Genomic DNA, 15,790 nt, shown 5'->3' on the forward strand with positions numbered 1-15,790 from the left:
CGGAATTATTCATGAGCTATCTTGCGTTAGCGCGAAAATGGCGACCAACCAAATTCAAAGAAGTGGTTGGTCAAGCCCATGTTTTAACAGCATTAGAGAATGCCCTTAGCCAGAATAGGTTGCACCACGCATATCTGTTCAGCGGTACACGAGGCGTTGGTAAAACAACCATCGGCCGTTTGTTTGCTAAGGGACTCAACTGTGAAACAGGCATTACCTCAACACCTTGTGGTGAATGTGCAACCTGTAAAGAAATCGATGAAGGTCGCTTTGTTGATCTGCTCGAGATCGATGCGGCATCACGAACTAAGGTAGAAGATACCCGCGAGCTTCTGGACAATGTTCAGTACAAGCCTGCACGTGGTCGCTTCAAGGTTTACCTAATCGATGAAGTACACATGCTTTCTAGGCACAGCTTTAATGCGCTTCTAAAGACCTTAGAAGAGCCGCCTGAGTATGTGAAATTCTTGCTCGCAACAACGGATCCACAGAAGCTTCCAGTAACGATCTTGTCGCGTTGTTTGCAGTTCCACCTCAAGCCGATCAGCGTTGATAATATTCACGAGCAGCTTGACCACATACTTGAACAAGAGAGTGTGACGTCTGAGTCTCGTGCGCTTGGAATGATTGCTCATGCTGCTGATGGCAGTATGCGTGATGCACTAAGCCTTACAGACCAAGCAATCGCATTGGGTAACGGCAATGTCGTAACAGATACTGTTGCTCACATGCTCGGGACACTGGATACCGACCAAGCTATCCACTTGCTTGAAGCGATTAGCAGTAAGCAGCCACAGCAAGCGATGGCGTGTATCCAAAGCCTTGCTGAGAACGGTGTTGAGTGGGATGGTTTGCTGAATCAGCTTGCGGCCCAACTGCATCGTCTTGCGATGTTCCAAGCTTTGCCATCTACATTAGATAAGGCACAGCCTGACGCAGAGAAGCTTGAGTTACTGAGCAAAGCGCTTAGCCCACAAGACATTCAACTCTACTACCAGATCGTGTTGAAAGGTCGTGAAGACTTACCATTGTCGCCAACCGCTCGCGTTGGTATTGAGATGGTGGTTTTACGCATGTTGGCATTTAGACCGGCAGAACAAGCGGTTGCTACGGCAATCTCGACTCAGTCGACAAGCCCAGTGCCAGCAGCTCAAGTTCAGAGCGTTGCTCAACCTGTGAGTCAACCTGCGCCAATGGCAGCTACGAGACAGCCTCAGATGCAACAACAGGCGCCTCAACAGCAGCCTATGCAGCAGCAACCCGTACAGCAGGCTCCGCAGCAGAATCCAGCACAGTATTCAGATTCGCAAGGTTACGCTGATCACTCAGGCAACCAAGGTTATCCAGAACAGGATTACCCGCATAGCCAGTATGATGCGCCTCCTGCTTATGATGAGCGTCCAAGCTACGGTGCAGAGCAGCCTCAGCAGCAACAAACGAATTATCAAAACCAGAGTCAGGTTCAACAGCCAAGCGCTGCACCTTCTGCTCCGCAAGAGCAGCCAGCGCGTGCAACTTCGCCTGTGAGTGGTTTACGCCACCAATTACGTTCTCAACGTAGAGGCAGTTCGGCAACAGAAAACAAAGGCTCGGCGCCAAAAAAGGCTAAAGCGACACCTGCTAAAACTTCAGTTCTTGATCGAGTTGCTCAGCAACACGGTGGTTCTGAGCGGGTGTCGCCAGCTTCTTTATCAGCCTCTTCGACAGAAAATGTGACCAACGATAATGAACCTTATCGCTGGAAACCGTCTAAACCTGTAGTGAAAGAGGTGAGCAAAGAGCTTACACCTACTCAGATCAAGCGTGCGTTAGAGCATATTAAGACACCAGAAATGGTCGATAAATTGCTTCAAGAGTCGATTGCTCAAGATGAATGGTCCGCCACGATTCAAAAGCTAGAGACAGCCAAGCTTGTTGAACAGTTAGCATTGAACTCAGTGTTTGCTAAAAACGACACATCAATCACTTTAACGTTAAGAGCGAGCCAAGCTCACTTGAATACGGATCGTGCACAGAGTGAGCTATTGCAGTCTCTCAATACTGTGCTTGGAGAAGAGTGTCATTTGAGTGTTGAAATCGGTGATGGTGGAGAAACGCCGCTAGAATTACGAGAAAGATTGTATCAAGGTAAGTTGAAAGATGCGTTTACCGCTTTAGAAAACGATGCCAACGTACAGTTCATTGAAAGACGTTTTGCCGCTGAACTCGACAGAGACAGCGTTCGTCCTATCTAGAACGTTTTCTTGTTTAGTGACCGGCGTATCATCCCAGATAAGCAAATCTGAGAACTGAACATCGAGGGGTTGAATCACACTGTTTTAACCCCCATTTAAGCTCGTATAGCTTAATTAATTTTAATAAACCAATTAGACCAGAGAGTATTAACATGTTTGGTAAAGGCGGTATGGGCAACATGATGAAGCAAGCCCAGCAAATGCAAGAGCGCATGCAAAAGCTTCAAGAAGAAATCGCAAATATGGAAGTTACAGGTGAGTCAGGTGCTGGCCTTGTAAAAGTAACGATCACTGGTAGCCACAGCGTTCGCCGTGTTGATATCGATGAAAGCCTAATGGAAGACGATAAAGAGATGCTTGAAGATCTTATCGCTGCTGCTTTCAACGATGCGGCTCGTCGCGTTGAAGAAACTCAAAAAGAGAAAATGGCTAGCGTAACTGGTGGAATGCAACTTCCACCAGGTATGAAGATGCCTTTCTAAGTAACTTATTCTTAAAGGTTAATTCAGGTGGTGGTTTGGTTGAACAGGCTATTACTTGAACATTAGAACGGTTAAATATGCGTACCAGTCATATGCTGGAGCATTTGATGGAGGCCTTACGTTGTCTACCTGGGGTTGGCCCCAAGTCGGCGCAGCGTATGGCCTTTCATTTGTTACAGCGCGATAGAAAAGGCGGCCTACAGTTGGCTGAAGCTCTTAGCCAAGCAATGACCGAAATTGGTCACTGTAATGAGTGCCGTACTTTTACTGAAGAAGATACTTGCCACATTTGTACCAATCCTAAACGTCAGGAAAATGGTCAAATCTGTGTAGTAGAGAGCCCTGCAGATATTGCAGCAATAGAAGCGACAGGCCAATATTCAGGTCGTTACTTTGTATTGATGGGTCACCTTTCACCACTTGATGGCATTGGTCCAAGTGACATCGGTCTCGATGTTTTAGACTACCGCCTGCGTCGTGGTGATATCTCTGAAGTAATCCTAGCGACTAACCCAACAGTTGAAGGGGAAGCAACAGCGCATTACATTGCTGAGCTATGTAATGCCCATGAAGTGAACGCTAGCCGTATCGCTCATGGTGTTCCCGTTGGTGGTGAGCTAGAGCTGGTGGATGGCACCACGCTTTCGCACTCCTTACTCGGTCGTCATAAGATCTAAAAAAGCCGCTTGGTGAATCATCACTAAGCGGCTTTTTCTTTTGTTGCTTTAGACGTTTTTCAGCGCTTAATCTGAACCTCTCACCGCTTTGTATATCATCGCGCCAATCACGGCACCAATAATCGGTGCAACCCAGAATAGCCATAGTTGCGAAACAGCCCAATCACCGACAAACACAGCCACGCCAGTACTTCGAGCAGGGTTCACAGAGGTGTTAGTGACAGGGATACTGATCAGGTGAATCAAGGTCAAACAGAGACCAATCGCAATGGGTGCAAACCCAGCAGGCGCTTTTGAATCGGTTGCGCCCATGATCACGAATAGGAATACCATGGTCATGACCACTTCACAGACCAGTGCAGCAGTTAGTGAATAGCCGCCTGGTGAGTGTTCACCGTAACCATTTGAAGCAAAGCCAGATGCCGCAGCGTCGAAACCTGCTTGGCCTGAAGCAATCACAAATAACACACCACCCGCGATAATACCGCCAATGACTTGGGCAATAATGTAAGGTGCGACGTCTTTGGCGTCAAAGCGACCACCGCTCCAAAGTCCAATAGTAACAGCAGGGTTGAGATGACAGCCAGATATATGGCCAATAGCAAAAGCCATGGTGAGTACGGTTAAACCAAAGGCGAGGGAAACCCCGAGTAAGCCGATACCTACATCGGGAAAAGCGGCGGCTAAGACGGCACTACCACAACCCCCTAACACCAACCAAAATGTACCGAACATTTCTGCGATATACCTATTCATAACGATCCTTATTAATCTGTACCAGTATCAACAAGATAGTTTAGATTTCGCAGAATTGTGAAATCTTGGGCATATAGGAGGAAGAAAAGGCCAACTAATTTTAGGTAATGGCTTCTAACTCGATCAGGTTATCAAGGGCTTCTTGGTCGGTCTTACCACAAATGATAGGGCAAGCTTTGAATTGGTGACATACCTTCGGGCGTGAAGGCTGACCAAACAATTTGCAGAGATCTTGCCCATTTAATTGGATGCAGCGTACGCCAGCAGGCTTACCATTAGGCATTCCAGGAATAGCAGATGTAATACTCGGAGCGATACAACATAAACCGTACCCTTTTTTATTATTTAGAAAAACACTTAACTTATTGTTTTTATTTAAGTGTTTTTTCTAAAATCTCGTGATTATTTCGAAGGTTAATTGATGATCGAAGTCTAATTTTTCTAAGTTTTCTACTTTAGTATTTTGTTAATTAAATGGCATCCGCTCTTGTTCGTATTTGGTTAACTGCATGATTTTCTGAATGTGTACCTCATTGTCAGTGGTAAAGAACATTAGGCCTAATTTGTTATTTTGAATAATCTGTTGATTGAGTAGTATCACTAGAAAAGAGAGTCATAGAATGTTTGTGTTAGAACATGAGATTGGTAGATATGTGGAAACTAGAAACGGCTATGCAAGAGGTGTATGACCCTATTCACGAATTTGGGCAACAACATACTTTTGAAAGTCAAATACCTGTAACACATGAATAGCTACAGGTATTGTAAAGCGAAGTTGTCGGCTCTAGTATGAGCAGTAAAGCAGCACTGTAAGTAAATTTTGGGCGAAGATTAAGCGTTATCAGTTCTTTTTATCCGAATTTTCATTCTTTAAAGGCTTTGTTGCGTAATTAAATTTAGAGATAGAGCCAACCCGTTTCGCTTGTTTCTTAGTCAATACGACAAGTTTCAGGCATACCTAACCCAGTAAGCTTGTTCAACGCTTTTATCATCGCGTAAGTTTCACCCACCTGGGCATTGTAATTTCTTAAGCTCAGTTTCCCTCCTAGCAACTGTTTAACTCGATACATCGCTGTTTCTGAGAGTGAACGTTTGTGGTATCCATACCGCTCTTTCCAATACTTATTTGAGTCGTATAATTTCTGGCAACCCACGGCGAAATTTCGAGGGTGACCACGCTCCCAGAAGGCAGCCCCTTCTCTTGGGGGAATAAGCGCAATAGCTCCCTTAATCTTAATAGCAGCGTGACACGCTCTCGTGTCGTAAGCGCCATCACCAGACACCTCAAGGATACTTCGGCGTGTTTGTTTCAGTAAGTTCGGGAGTACTTCTCCATCTGTAACCGTCGATAAACTTAGCTCGGCGGCAATGATCTCATGAGTGTTGGTATCGACTGCAATATGCAGCTTTCGCCAGACTCTACGCTTGCCATCCGTCCCATGTTTTTTGACTTTCCATTCACCTTCGCCATAAACCTTAAGGCCAGTAGCATCAATGGCTAGGTGCTGTATCGCTCCTCTCGTTTTAGTCTTAAATGAAACCTCAACTTGCTTGGCTCTACGACTGATGCAGGTGTAATGCGGACAACTTAACGGTACATGGGCTAACCTAAATATCGAGTCGATAAATCCTTGCAGCGCTCTCAATGGCATAGAAAAAACTCGTTTGACCATGAGTGCTGTCGTGATAGCTAAATCACTGAACCGACGCGGCCTACCGCGCTTATTCTGTTTGCTTTGCGCCCATCCGCTTATTGCTTCTTCATCAATCCAAAAAGTCAGAGAACCACGGTTAATGAGTGATCGGTTGTATTGCTTCCAGTTGGTTGTTTTATAACGAGGCTTAGGCATAGGACTACGAGATAGAGTGGAGGTAGCTGATCAGATCGTAGGTTCTTGATTTAGTTCCATTGAATTACGCAACAAAGCCCGTTTAGCCTTAAGATTTCCATACTCAAACGGGTCAATGGGAGAGTTGCCTCTGTAATTAAAGCTGAACACGATGCTGCGAAGAGAAAACTAGAAAAGTGAGGTTAGCTACAGAGGTGTTCTTACAGAAAACTAGCGTCACATTTTTATATATAGAGCCGCATTTAGGCTGATAAAGAGTGTTATCACCGTGACAGTGCTAGTGCCATTTCAATTGCTCTAATCTCACCATCTAGCTTGAGTGTTTTGATAGCAGTATCTTTTTGAGGTTCGGAAAGAGTAGTAGCTAATATAGGAAAGTCATAAGTTAAGTTTTTGTAGGTCTCATGCTCATTTTGATATGACAGGTATCTGCTTTGACAGTCGTCTAATCGCTTTTCTAAAAGACTACAGATCTTGTCACGGGTTTTGGGATGACTAGGTAAACTGTTTTTATCCCCTCTTGGTTCATTAGTTACGTTCCATATTACTTCGAAAAATGCGCATTCTTTTTTGTAGATAGCTTTTTTTGAAGCAGGAAGGTATGTGCGTCTTAATAGTTTAAGTTTTTCTAATCTAAGTATATTTCTGTACACATATCGTCTTGCATCATCCTTGCTTCGGCTTAATGTACTCATTGATAAAAATCGATCTCTGAGCTCGATAACCGAAAAGTTATCTAACTGAGTTACGACTAAGATTTTATGGAGAGATACATTTAAGTTTACAGGTAAGGTAGTCATTTTTGAGCAGCACCGCGATTAAATAATACTTAAATGAGGATTATAGTCCGTGGATATGTATGCGGCAACTGAGGATAGTCTTAGTCTTTAGGTGAAGACAAATGAAAGACTTAGCTGCAGCTTTTGGTAAACAACTGAGGGTCATACGTAAGAATAAAAAAATCTCACAAGATAGACTTGCACTAATTGCTGATATTGACCGAAGTTACGTTGGTCGCATCGAGAGAGGTGAAGTAAATATTACCCTTGAAAAGGTTTATGAGCTTGCTTCGGCACTTGAATGTGATGTGCGAGATTTGTTGCCTAACTTAAATTGATTTGTATCGAGCTAATCTAGGCTTTCTTAAGTCAGGCTTTCTAGCTCAGATAAGGTTTGTAACGCGTATTCTGGTCCTTTATGACAGATCCAATCGTCGCTTGTAAAGTCGTGACAGACTTTCGGTCTCTCTGGCTTCCCAAATAGGCTACACAAGTTGTGCTCATTCAGTTGGATGCATCGTGTGCCAGCTGGTTTACCTTTAGGCATTCCTGGAATAGGTGAGGTAATCGAAGGTGCAATACAGCAAGCCCCGCAACCTTTCTTGAGGGAATCTGATATGCAAGGTGACCAGTCAGATACATCGATAGAATAAGTTGTCATTGGTTCACCTGTATATACTAGAACGTTAGTCCAAATCGCGGAGGCGGAATTCTAGTATATTGCTATCGGCAACGCCAAGCTTTTCTAGTTCAGCCAAGTACTTTTGCATATGAAACAATTGATATTGTAGCTCTAGCTTTTCTCCTTCTAATGCTTTTAATCTGTCGTTAGCTAATTTCAGCTTTTCCCAATACACTTTTTTCAAGTGTCTTTCATGGTTACAAACTTGTTTTAAGTCGTCATTTGATACGGTGCTTTTTTGATTCAACGAACATTTTGCGTCGCGTATTCGTTGTTTGATCTCTTCATACTTTGGGTGTTTATAATTTAGTGCTCCATTGGCTAAGCCCGCTTTTTTTTCAACAGCATATTGGCTAACTTTTTTTCCACTGGCTATTAGTTGGGTTAAAGCTAACTGTGCCGCTTCAGCCGACTGAGATACCTTACTCATAATCTACCTTATAAAAGTCCAATGCTTGTTGATAGGTCTCTAATTCCAAACGGCTTTGTTGCGTAATTCAATGGAACTAAATCAAGAACCTACGATCTGATCAGCTACCTCCACTCTATCTCGTAGTCCTATGCCTAAGCCTCGTTATAAAACAACCAACTGGAAGCAATACAACCGATCACTCATTAACCGTGGTTCTCTGACTTTTTGGATTGATGAAGAAGCAATAAGCGGATGGGCGCAAAGCAAACAGAATAAGCGCGGTAGGCCGCGTCGGTTCAGTGATTTAGCTATCACGACAGCACTCATGGTCAAACGAGTTTTTTCTATGCCATTGAGAGCGCTGCAAGGATTTATCGACTCGATATTTAGGTTAGCCCATGTACCGTTAAGTTGTCCGCATTACACCTGCATCAGTCGTAGAGCCAAGCAAGTTGAGGTTTCATTTAAGACTAAAACGAGAGGAGCGATACAGCACCTAGCCATTGATGCTACTGGCCTTAAGGTTTATGGCGAAGGTGAATGGAAAGTCAAAAAACATGGGACGGATGGCAAGCGTAGAGTCTGGCGAAAGCTGCATATTGCAGTCGATACCAACACTCATGAGATCATTGCCGCCGAGCTAAGTTTATCGACGGTTACAGATGGAGAAGTACTCCCGAACTTACTGAAACAAACACGCCGAAGTATCCTTGAGGTGTCTGGTGATGGCGCTTACGACACGAGAGCGTGTCACGCTGCTATTAAGATTAAGGGAGCTATTGCGCTTATTCCCCCAAGAGAAGGGGCTGCCTTCTGGGAGCGTGGTCACCCTCGAAATTTCGCCGTGGGTTGCCAGAAATTATACGACTCAAATAAGTATTGGAAAGAGCGGTATGGATACCACAAACGTTCACTCTCAGAAACAGCGATGTATCGAGTTAAACAGTTGCTAGGAGGGAAACTGAGCTTAAGAAATTACAATGCCCAGGTGGGTGAAACTTACGCGATGATAAAAGCGTTGAACAAGCTTACTGGGTTAGGTATGCCTGAAACTTGTCGTATTGACTAAGAAACAAGCGAAACGGGTTGGCTCTATCTCTAAATTTAATTACGCAACAAAGCCATTCCAAACGCAAAAATTCTATACTTGCGGTCGGTTGGTTGCTGTCTTTTGCTTGCTTTAATAAAGCTCTATATTTTTCATATCGTTTTAGCCATATAGGGATAGAATTTTTATCTGCTATTAGGCTTTCACAATTAGGGTTGCAGTTTGCTGCTTGGGTTATGCTTTTGTATTCGCAATCTAATCCATTCATACAGTACATGCCGTTACCTAACGACATAATTTTTGATTTTTTCCGTTTAGCGAGTGACTTAGCATGTTCGAATGATTGGTATGTTTTTGATTTAATAGATTTATTTTTTTGTTTTTCTATATTCCCCCCACCTTTACCAAATAAATTGCTCCCATTTTGGAACTGCATTGCAATAGTTGCAGACCTTTCAAGGTCGGCATTTTCGAGTTCTTTCGCAAAACTATCTGCAAGCTTGGCTATTGTCTTAGAGTTCGATATAAACCCATCTGAATACCACTCAGTAACAGATTTTGCGATATGCTTTAGCTGAACGAGCAATTGGTTTGATGTAACTAGTTCTAACCTTCTAACGTGGACGGCGATACTTCTTCGGTATTGGTGAGATGTGATTGGCCACTTACCACCGATGTAGATCTCTTTCTCTACTTTAAGGCGATCAGATAAGTTAGGGTTTAGGCTCCAAAACTCCTCTATATCCTCTCTTGTTAAGGCTATTTCGTGTTTTGATGTCCAGTCTAGTAAATTTTCCGAGTTTCTTTGAGTCTTCATTAGCCGAAACTGATTGGTAGAATAGAAGTGCCTTGCATCAGTTTTTATGTATAAAGAGTTTAACTCTTGGTTGCTTACTTTGAAGATAACTTGAGCTATTGGCTTAATCTTATCGAAAATATTTTTGATGAAAGGTGCTCCTGCCCAAATCTGCTCGACTCCACCTTCATCAGCATGCTTGTGCAATGTTGTATTTATTCCAACCCAGTCTTGTTCTTCGATGAGAGAGCCAAACTTCAGCGAAACCATTTCTGATTTTCTGATACCAGTCATTGCTTGAATTGCCTCTGTTGCTAGTAAGGCTAATTGGTTGAAAAAGTTATAGATATCCTCTATATCAACTAGGTATTTGGGGTATCTTCGGTTGTACTTTTTTAGCTGCATATCAACTAACTCCCCGTCACTCAATGACTTATATGTATAACATTTGTTGTTGTAGTCATCGACGGATTCATCTGAACGGACTATTACAATCTTTTTGGTAGCGCATCGAGTGTCATTAGCTATCTGTTGTAACTCTTCCTGGCAGAATTCGTCGATAAAGTACAACCAGTTATTATTATGTTTTTTAAAGTTGTTTTTTGTCAGATAGTCACTGTATCGGGGGAGCAAGTTGCACAAATAACTCCAATTATCGATATTGACAGAAAAGTTGTTGAAGTGGTTTATGTATGAGGACCAATATGCGTTGAGTATATTCATTGGCATACAATAGGTTTGATTATTTGTGCGCCCTGGAGAAAGGAAGAGAAAATTTGTTTTGAGGTAGAAGTTATGTTTGCCAAATACCGAATGCTTCATTTCTGCAATTCTAGAGAGTGATTTATAGTAGTTATCGATCGTCCCACTCGTTCGCCCCTCGTTAATATCACTCATAAATTGTTGTCTTATAGGGGCTCTATCAAGGCTGAAGAGTGAAGAGATATTCGATTTCATGAGTACTTTTGCCACCAATATCAAGTTCTCTATGATTCTGATTACTGATGATAGTTTTGCCTTTTTGGGGCTAAACCATAAGAGGTATATGCCCACTATCTTTACTTCAATCTTGAGTTTTTCTGTGATGCCATTGAAATTGGCTTTCCTGTAAGTTTCGTCTTCATTTATAAGATGTTGGTTTGTCCAGCTGTCATCAGAAAATTTGATACCTGTAAGTTTCTTCTTTCCAGGGATGACCGTCATGCGGCTTTGTTGCGTAATTAAATTTAGAGATAGAGCCAACCCGTTTCGCTTGTTTCTTAGTCAATACGACAAGTTTCAGGCATACCTAACCCAGTAAGCTTGTTCAACGCTTTTATCATCGCGTAAGTTTCACCCACCTGGGCATTGTAATTTCTTAAGCTCAGTTTCCCTCCTAGCAACTGTTTAACTCGATACATCGCTGTTTCTGAGAGTGAACGTTTGTGGTATCCATACCGCTCTTTCCAATACTTATTTGAGTCGTATAATTTCTGGCAACCCACGGCGAAATTTCGAGGGTGACCACGCTCCCAGAAGGCAGCCCCTTCTCTTGGGGGAATAAGCGCAATAGCTCCCTTAATCTTAATAGCAGCGTGACACGCTCTCGTGTCGTAAGCGCCATCACCAGACACCTCAAGGATACTTCGGCGTGTTTGTTTCAGTAAGTTCGGGAGTACTTCTCCATCTGTAACCGTCGATAAACTTAGCTCGGCGGCAATGATCTCATGAGTGTTGGTATCGACTGCAATATGCAGCTTTCGCCAGACTCTACGCTTGCCATCCGTCCCATGTTTTTTGACTTTCCATTCACCTTCGCCATAAACCTTAAGGCCAGTAGCATCAATGGCTAGGTGCTGTATCGCTCCTCTCGTTTTAGTCTTAAATGAAACCTCAACTTGCTTGGCTCTACGACTGATGCAGGTGTAATGCGGACAACTTAACGGTACATGGGCTAACCTAAATATCGAGTCGATAAATCCTTGCAGCGCTCTCAATGGCATAGAAAAAACTCGTTTGACCATGAGTGCTGTCGTGATAGCTAAATCACTGAACCGACGCGGCCTACCGCGCTTATTCTGTTTGCTTTGCGCCCATCCGCTTATTGCTTCTTCATCAATCCAAAAAGTCAGAGAACCACGGTTAATGAGTGATCGGTTGTATTGCTTCCAGTTGGTTGTTTTATAACGAGGCTTAGGCATAGGACTACGAGATAGAGTGGAGGTAGCTGATCAGATCGTAGGTTCTTGATTTAGTTCCATTGAATTACGCAACAAAGCCCCGTCATGCTAGAAAGTTTGCGATAATCCTTTGTGGTTAAAGCGTCGCTGATCTCGCTTACTGAGGGGAGGCTTTTGTTGAGATTGGATTCAATATGACTGTCAACAAATGAAATATTTTCCTGAGTAGATCTTAAGTTCTCCATATGTCAGCTACTCCATTGTTTTGAAGTTGATTCTTAGCTCTAGCAAGAGTTTTAGGGCTGATGAATCGCAACATTAGGTTTATCTTATCTACCAAATGCATGTATTTATTTTTGGCAGTATTTGAACCGATAAATGTGGATTTATTAAACTCAATCATATGTTGGAAACTCAGTAGGTGGTAAACGGCTTGTTCATCATCTACTACAGCGCACTTAGGGCAGTTTACGCAGTTCGCAAAGTCAGCACACACTTTAGGGTTTCTACCAAGGTGATTTTGCTTACGAATGAAACCTTTGGCATTCTCTCCAGTGTTTGGCTTGTCTAAGCAAACAAGCCCATTCAGTTGATAATCATTTGCTTGTTTCTCAATCAAATTAATATCATATTGCTTTGCAATTTCCTGCCTTGATTCAAACTCTTCTTGTTGAATGCATAAATCAGTTAATTGCTTCAAGGCGGTACTTATGGCGCTTCTTGCTTCAAGAATATTCCCATGCGCATAGTATTTTCGGTAAGTACCCCAGTTATGTTGAGCTTTTTCCAGAATGACAAATGGATCGTTTATCTCATTATCGGTCATTTGTTCTACTGTTTTTCTTATGCGACGACTCGAAATACACGGGATTTCAATATCTCTATGTGAAGCCGATATGACAATAGGGTGAGCTGAGAACATTGTGGTATGGGGGGTGAAACGTGTGATTTCGCTTGTTTGTCTTTGAGGTGAGAATAACAGGGCGTTGTGGCTGCTTACGAAACCTGAATCGAACAGATACTTAAGAATCAGTTGTCGTGTTGATATATAGTCCTCAAAAAATTTAATTCCGTTGATATCCGCTTCTAGCCCAGAAACACCGATATTCAGTCTAATGAATTTTTTTGCTCGTCCTTTATAAAGGTAGTTGCTTTCCACGCCATCCACGCTTTTTGTTATGTCGTTAGCATCGAGCTCACAAAGCTGTTTTTCATTGCTCCATGTGTAGAGTACAAACAGTATGTATGCACTCTGCATAAACCATTGCAAAGGGTTTCTTTGCATGTATTCGAAAACGACATCGTGTTTTTTGAACTTAATTTCGAATATTTCTATACAGTCACGAAGCTGAAAGTCTCTTTTGTTTACATTCTGTTTCTCTATATGATTCTTAATCATCTCAGAGCAAGTTTTATAGACTTGGACGATAGGGATTATGATTAATTTGAGCTCGCTATTAGTATAAGGGGTGTTCGAGCCTCTATATTTTTGCCCTGTGAAACGGTACTTGTAGTAAGCGTTTATCTCACCGGTCATCACGAGATAAAAGTTAGCTTGGTTAAATCTAGACGTCGCATGCTGTTTGGTTATTTCTCGTGACATCACTTTAGATTGGAGGTAGATACAGTAGTCGCGAAGGCCAGATGAATCTCTCAATCGACGTTTGTGGTTCGTTTGAAAATCAAAAAATGCTTTTAAAGCGAAGAATATTGTTTTCCTACCTGCTGGAGCATACCCTCGGATACATTTTGCAATTAGTACTGCCTCATCATGCAGATTTTGTGAGTAGCTGGCTTTATGTTCTTTGAAAAATTCTTTATTGATACCGTTAGCACTTCTGCCAAGGCTTGAAGGGGTTCCGAAAAAACCTTTAAGTGACACCATATTAAGATCAATAAACTGACGGCCATCACTTATACGGCTTACATTAATAACTAGATCTACATCATAGTCGGCATTGTTCATATTAACGTCCTGCAATAGCGTCAGATACGAATTGATCCATGATCGTAGCTACCTGGTTAGAAACATCATTTCTGCTAATGAACTTTAAGTACATTAATGTTGTTTCTTCCCGTTTATGTCCCATGTAGTAACGAGTAATATCGAGTGCTATTTGGGTATTTTTATTCGTAACCTTAAGTGCCGACTTCATAAGGTTTGTTGCGAATGTAGCCCTGAGATCATGAGGTTTATGATTGAACGTAGAGTTATAAACCCCACGATACTTTTTTTTAAGTCTATACCATGCGCTGTAAAATGCATCTTCAGAGTAATTGAGTAGTGGAGGGTACTTCTTATATTGTCCTTTACTTCTCTTCTGGCGCTTTCTGTATCGGGGAGAAATCGAATAATCTAGTATGTCTTCGACTAGAGTTCTGGTTATGAAAAGCTCACGATAAGATGAGAACTTTGTCTTAACTCCATTATGGGGGCCAATATAAATACCTTTTATAATCTGGCTATCTTCTTCTGTTATATGCTCTTCTTTGATCAGGCCTTTAGGAAAGATCAACGCCTCTTGCTTTCTTAGTCCACAAAACATCATTAGTTTTATAACTAATTGAAACTCTATAGTTTCAAGCTCGATTAATTGTAGGAACTGGTTTTGAACTTGTTCTGTCAGTGGAGATAATGATTGTTCAGGTGACTTTTGGACTTGAATTGCCAGATCGGAAGATTGTATTTTCCTAAACCCATCAATAATACTGAGCTTGTGATTATAAAAATTACGTTTGTCGATTAGGCCTTCTATGTCTAGCCAGTCATACAATCTTTTGATTACTTGGATGTATGCATTGGCGGTACTCCGACTTAAGTCTTCCTTTCCTTGAACACGATCCAGTAGATAGTATCGAAATCCATGAGTGGGACTATTGAGTTTAATTTTTGTAGTGAGCAATGCATCTATTTTGTTTAGGAGTAGCCAGTTGAGCCAAGTTTTTAGCGCCTTAGCTGCTGGTAGCGAATCTACTTTGCCTTCCGAGACTTCATTAATGAGAAATAAGTTAGACAAGTAAACGATTTGGTTTTTGCTTCCAATTAGCACTGGCATGGTCACTTCTTTGAAGTGCCCGGCCATACATATTTTGTCGCGAGGGGATTTTAGAGGGGATACAGTTCCAAGTCTGACCGGAACATTTACTAGGATTTCCACCGCCATGTTATTGGCACCTTTTCTAAATTATTAGATAAAGGTAGTAGTTCTAAGTTTAATTGAAAAGGGTAGCTCCACAACCTAGGCGACATTCCATCAAATTAAACTCACTAAATAACAGGGTGCGCGATAGTAGCAAAAAATGATGAGAGTGACAGCTGTTGATTGAATCAAAGAATGAACAATTATTATCCTTGAACTTTTTATGGGCTAGCGGTATAACACGCACCCCAGTAAAAGAGTAAGAAGTAATCCTATGACGAATCCATTTTGGCAAGAAAAGACACTAGAGCAAATGACCGAGAACGAGTGGGAATCACTTTGCGACGGTTGTGGTAAGTGCTGCCTGCATAAACTAATGGATGAAGATAGCGATGAAGTTTACTACACCAATGTGGCGTGTAGCTGGTTAAACGACAAAACGTGTTCGTGTAAAGACTACCCGAACCGCTTCACTTCAGGTGAAGAGTGTTTGAAGCTGACTCGTGACAAGATCGATGAGTTTCACTGGCTACCAGACACTTGTGCTTACCGTCTTCTATCAGAATCTAAGCCGATCCCTGAGTGGCACCCATTGATCACCGGATCAAAAGCAGAGATGCATGCAGCAGGTGAAAGCGTTCGTAACAAAGTGGTATACGAAATCGATGTTGTCGATTGGGAAGATCACATTTTGAATCACCCGAACCGCTAGTAAACGAAGACTAGTCAATCACCCGAATAAAAAAAGGCTCACATTTCTGTGAGCCTTTGTCGT

At 42.3% G+C, this 15,790-nt stretch carries 16 protein-coding genes; 6 read left to right on the forward strand and 10 right to left on the reverse strand.

Features of this window, described 5'->3' with window-relative positions:
* Positions 1 to 11 precede the first annotated feature (11 nt).
* The 3 genes from dnaX (at position 12) to recR (ending at position 3,393) form a co-directional block, all read left to right on the forward strand.
* The gene (gene dnaX / locus OCV20_RS04825; protein ID WP_086773644.1) at positions 12 to 2,234 is read left to right on the forward strand and encodes a DNA polymerase III subunit gamma/tau; all 2,223 of its coding nucleotides are present in this window, start codon (positions 12 to 14) and stop codon (positions 2,232 to 2,234) included.
* Positions 2,235 to 2,386: 152 nt separating this feature from the next.
* Complete coding sequence (locus OCV20_RS04830; protein WP_017062338.1) at positions 2,387 to 2,716, forward strand: YbaB/EbfC family nucleoid-associated protein; 330 nt, start codon at positions 2,387 to 2,389, stop codon at positions 2,714 to 2,716.
* A 77-nt stretch (positions 2,717 to 2,793) separates the two neighbouring features.
* Positions 2,794 to 3,393 (forward strand): recombination mediator RecR, encoded by a 600-nt coding sequence (gene recR / locus OCV20_RS04835; protein WP_019823189.1) that lies wholly within the window; start codon positions 2,794 to 2,796, stop codon positions 3,391 to 3,393.
* Between the two features lie 66 nt (positions 3,394 to 3,459).
* On the opposite strand, the gene aqpZ is transcribed toward recR, so the two are convergent.
* From aqpZ to OCV20_RS04855, 4 genes are all read right to left on the reverse strand, one after another.
* Positions 3,460 to 4,149 (reverse strand): aquaporin Z, encoded by a 690-nt coding sequence (gene aqpZ, locus OCV20_RS04840; RefSeq protein WP_048610468.1) that lies wholly within the window; start codon positions 4,147 to 4,149, stop codon positions 3,460 to 3,462.
* A 100-nt stretch (positions 4,150 to 4,249) separates the two neighbouring features.
* Positions 4,250 to 4,465 carry a Fe-S-cluster oxidoreductase gene (locus OCV20_RS04845; protein ID WP_086773643.1) on the reverse strand — a complete coding sequence of 72 codons (216 nt, stop codon included), beginning with the start codon at positions 4,463 to 4,465 and terminating at the stop codon, positions 4,250 to 4,252.
* A gap of 613 nt (positions 4,466 to 5,078) precedes the next feature.
* A complete protein-coding gene (locus OCV20_RS04850; RefSeq protein WP_086773621.1) occupies positions 5,079 to 5,999 on the reverse strand; it encodes an IS5 family transposase in 921 nt (306 codons plus the stop codon).
* A 263-nt stretch (positions 6,000 to 6,262) separates the two neighbouring features.
* Positions 6,263 to 6,799, reverse strand: a complete 537-nt coding sequence (locus OCV20_RS04855; protein WP_086775995.1) for a hypothetical protein — start codon at positions 6,797 to 6,799, stop codon at positions 6,263 to 6,265.
* Positions 6,800 to 6,900: 101 nt separating this feature from the next.
* Here OCV20_RS04855 and OCV20_RS04860 point away from each other — a divergent pair, with 101 nt between their 5' ends.
* On the forward strand, positions 6,901 to 7,116 hold the full coding sequence (locus tag OCV20_RS04860; protein ID WP_086775994.1) for a helix-turn-helix domain-containing protein: 216 nt from the start codon (positions 6,901 to 6,903) through the stop codon (positions 7,114 to 7,116).
* Between the two features lie 26 nt (positions 7,117 to 7,142).
* On the opposite strand, the gene OCV20_RS04865 is transcribed toward OCV20_RS04860, so the two are convergent.
* Together OCV20_RS04865 and OCV20_RS04870 are read right to left on the reverse strand one after the other, a co-directional pair.
* Positions 7,143 to 7,439 (reverse strand): YkgJ family cysteine cluster protein, encoded by a 297-nt coding sequence (locus tag OCV20_RS04865; RefSeq protein WP_108721739.1) that lies wholly within the window; start codon positions 7,437 to 7,439, stop codon positions 7,143 to 7,145.
* A 25-nt stretch (positions 7,440 to 7,464) separates the two neighbouring features.
* Complete coding sequence (locus tag OCV20_RS04870) at positions 7,465 to 7,890, reverse strand: hypothetical protein (protein ID WP_086775993.1); 426 nt, start codon at positions 7,888 to 7,890, stop codon at positions 7,465 to 7,467.
* A gap of 130 nt (positions 7,891 to 8,020) precedes the next feature.
* Here OCV20_RS04870 and OCV20_RS04875 point away from each other — a divergent pair, with 130 nt between their 5' ends.
* Positions 8,021 to 8,941, forward strand: coding sequence for an IS5 family transposase (locus tag OCV20_RS04875; protein ID WP_086773621.1), 921 nt, complete (start codon positions 8,021 to 8,023; stop codon positions 8,939 to 8,941).
* Here the strand turns inward: OCV20_RS04875 and OCV20_RS04880 are convergent.
* From OCV20_RS04880 to OCV20_RS04895, 4 genes are all read right to left on the reverse strand, one after another.
* Positions 8,901 to 10,958 (reverse strand): hypothetical protein, encoded by a 2,058-nt coding sequence (locus tag OCV20_RS04880; protein ID WP_261881425.1) that lies wholly within the window; start codon positions 10,956 to 10,958, stop codon positions 8,901 to 8,903. The genes OCV20_RS04875 and OCV20_RS04880 overlap by 41 nt on opposite strands.
* A gap of 17 nt (positions 10,959 to 10,975) precedes the next feature.
* On the reverse strand, positions 10,976 to 11,896 hold the full coding sequence (locus OCV20_RS04885) for an IS5 family transposase (protein WP_086773621.1): 921 nt from the start codon (positions 11,894 to 11,896) through the stop codon (positions 10,976 to 10,978).
* A gap of 211 nt (positions 11,897 to 12,107) precedes the next feature.
* Positions 12,108 to 13,841 carry a hypothetical protein gene (locus OCV20_RS04890; protein ID WP_086774853.1) on the reverse strand — a complete coding sequence of 578 codons (1,734 nt, stop codon included), beginning with the start codon at positions 13,839 to 13,841 and terminating at the stop codon, positions 12,108 to 12,110.
* 1 nt (position 13,842) lies between these two features.
* Entirely contained in the window at positions 13,843 to 15,039 is a 1,197-nt protein-coding gene (locus tag OCV20_RS04895; RefSeq protein WP_086774854.1) for a tyrosine-type recombinase/integrase, read from the reverse strand.
* Positions 15,040 to 15,289: 250 nt separating this feature from the next.
* Between OCV20_RS04895 and OCV20_RS04900 the strand changes: the two genes are divergently transcribed.
* On the forward strand, positions 15,290 to 15,727 hold the full coding sequence (locus tag OCV20_RS04900; protein ID WP_048610470.1) for a YcgN family cysteine cluster protein: 438 nt from the start codon (positions 15,290 to 15,292) through the stop codon (positions 15,725 to 15,727).
* Positions 15,728 to 15,790: the final 63 nt, after the last annotated feature.

This window comes from Vibrio coralliirubri, assembly GCF_024347375.1.
Classification (GTDB): domain Bacteria; phylum Pseudomonadota; class Gammaproteobacteria; order Enterobacterales; family Vibrionaceae; genus Vibrio; species Vibrio coralliirubri.

Bases quoted from the DNA above. Each gene is read 5' to 3' on its own strand.
- OCV20_RS04875 (WP_086773621.1), top strand. From the start codon at position 8,021: ATGCCTAAGCCTCGTTATAAAACAACCAACTGGAAGCAATACAACCGA.
- OCV20_RS04850 (WP_086773621.1), bottom strand. From the start codon at position 5,999: ATGCCTAAGCCTCGTTATAAAACAACCAACTGGAAGCAATACAACCGA.
- OCV20_RS04900 (WP_048610470.1), top strand. From the start codon at position 15,290: ATGACGAATCCATTTTGGCAAGAAAAGACACTAGAGCAAATGACCGAG.
- dnaX (WP_086773644.1), top strand. From the start codon at position 12: ATGAGCTATCTTGCGTTAGCGCGAAAATGGCGACCAACCAAATTCAAA.
- OCV20_RS04830 (WP_017062338.1), top strand. From the start codon at position 2,387: ATGTTTGGTAAAGGCGGTATGGGCAACATGATGAAGCAAGCCCAGCAA.
- OCV20_RS04895 (WP_086774854.1), bottom strand. From the start codon at position 15,039: ATGGCGGTGGAAATCCTAGTAAATGTTCCGGTCAGACTTGGAACTGTA.
- OCV20_RS04855 (WP_086775995.1), bottom strand. From the start codon at position 6,799: ATGACTACCTTACCTGTAAACTTAAATGTATCTCTCCATAAAATCTTA.
- OCV20_RS04885 (WP_086773621.1), bottom strand. From the start codon at position 11,896: ATGCCTAAGCCTCGTTATAAAACAACCAACTGGAAGCAATACAACCGA.
- OCV20_RS04860 (WP_086775994.1), top strand. From the start codon at position 6,901: ATGAAAGACTTAGCTGCAGCTTTTGGTAAACAACTGAGGGTCATACGT.
- recR (WP_019823189.1), top strand. From the start codon at position 2,794: ATGCGTACCAGTCATATGCTGGAGCATTTGATGGAGGCCTTACGTTGT.
- OCV20_RS04865 (WP_108721739.1), bottom strand. From the start codon at position 7,439: ATGACAACTTATTCTATCGATGTATCTGACTGGTCACCTTGCATATCA.
- OCV20_RS04870 (WP_086775993.1), bottom strand. From the start codon at position 7,890: ATGAGTAAGGTATCTCAGTCGGCTGAAGCGGCACAGTTAGCTTTAACC.
- aqpZ (WP_048610468.1), bottom strand. From the start codon at position 4,149: ATGAATAGGTATATCGCAGAAATGTTCGGTACATTTTGGTTGGTGTTA.
- OCV20_RS04890 (WP_086774853.1), bottom strand. From the start codon at position 13,841: ATGAACAATGCCGACTATGATGTAGATCTAGTTATTAATGTAAGCCGT.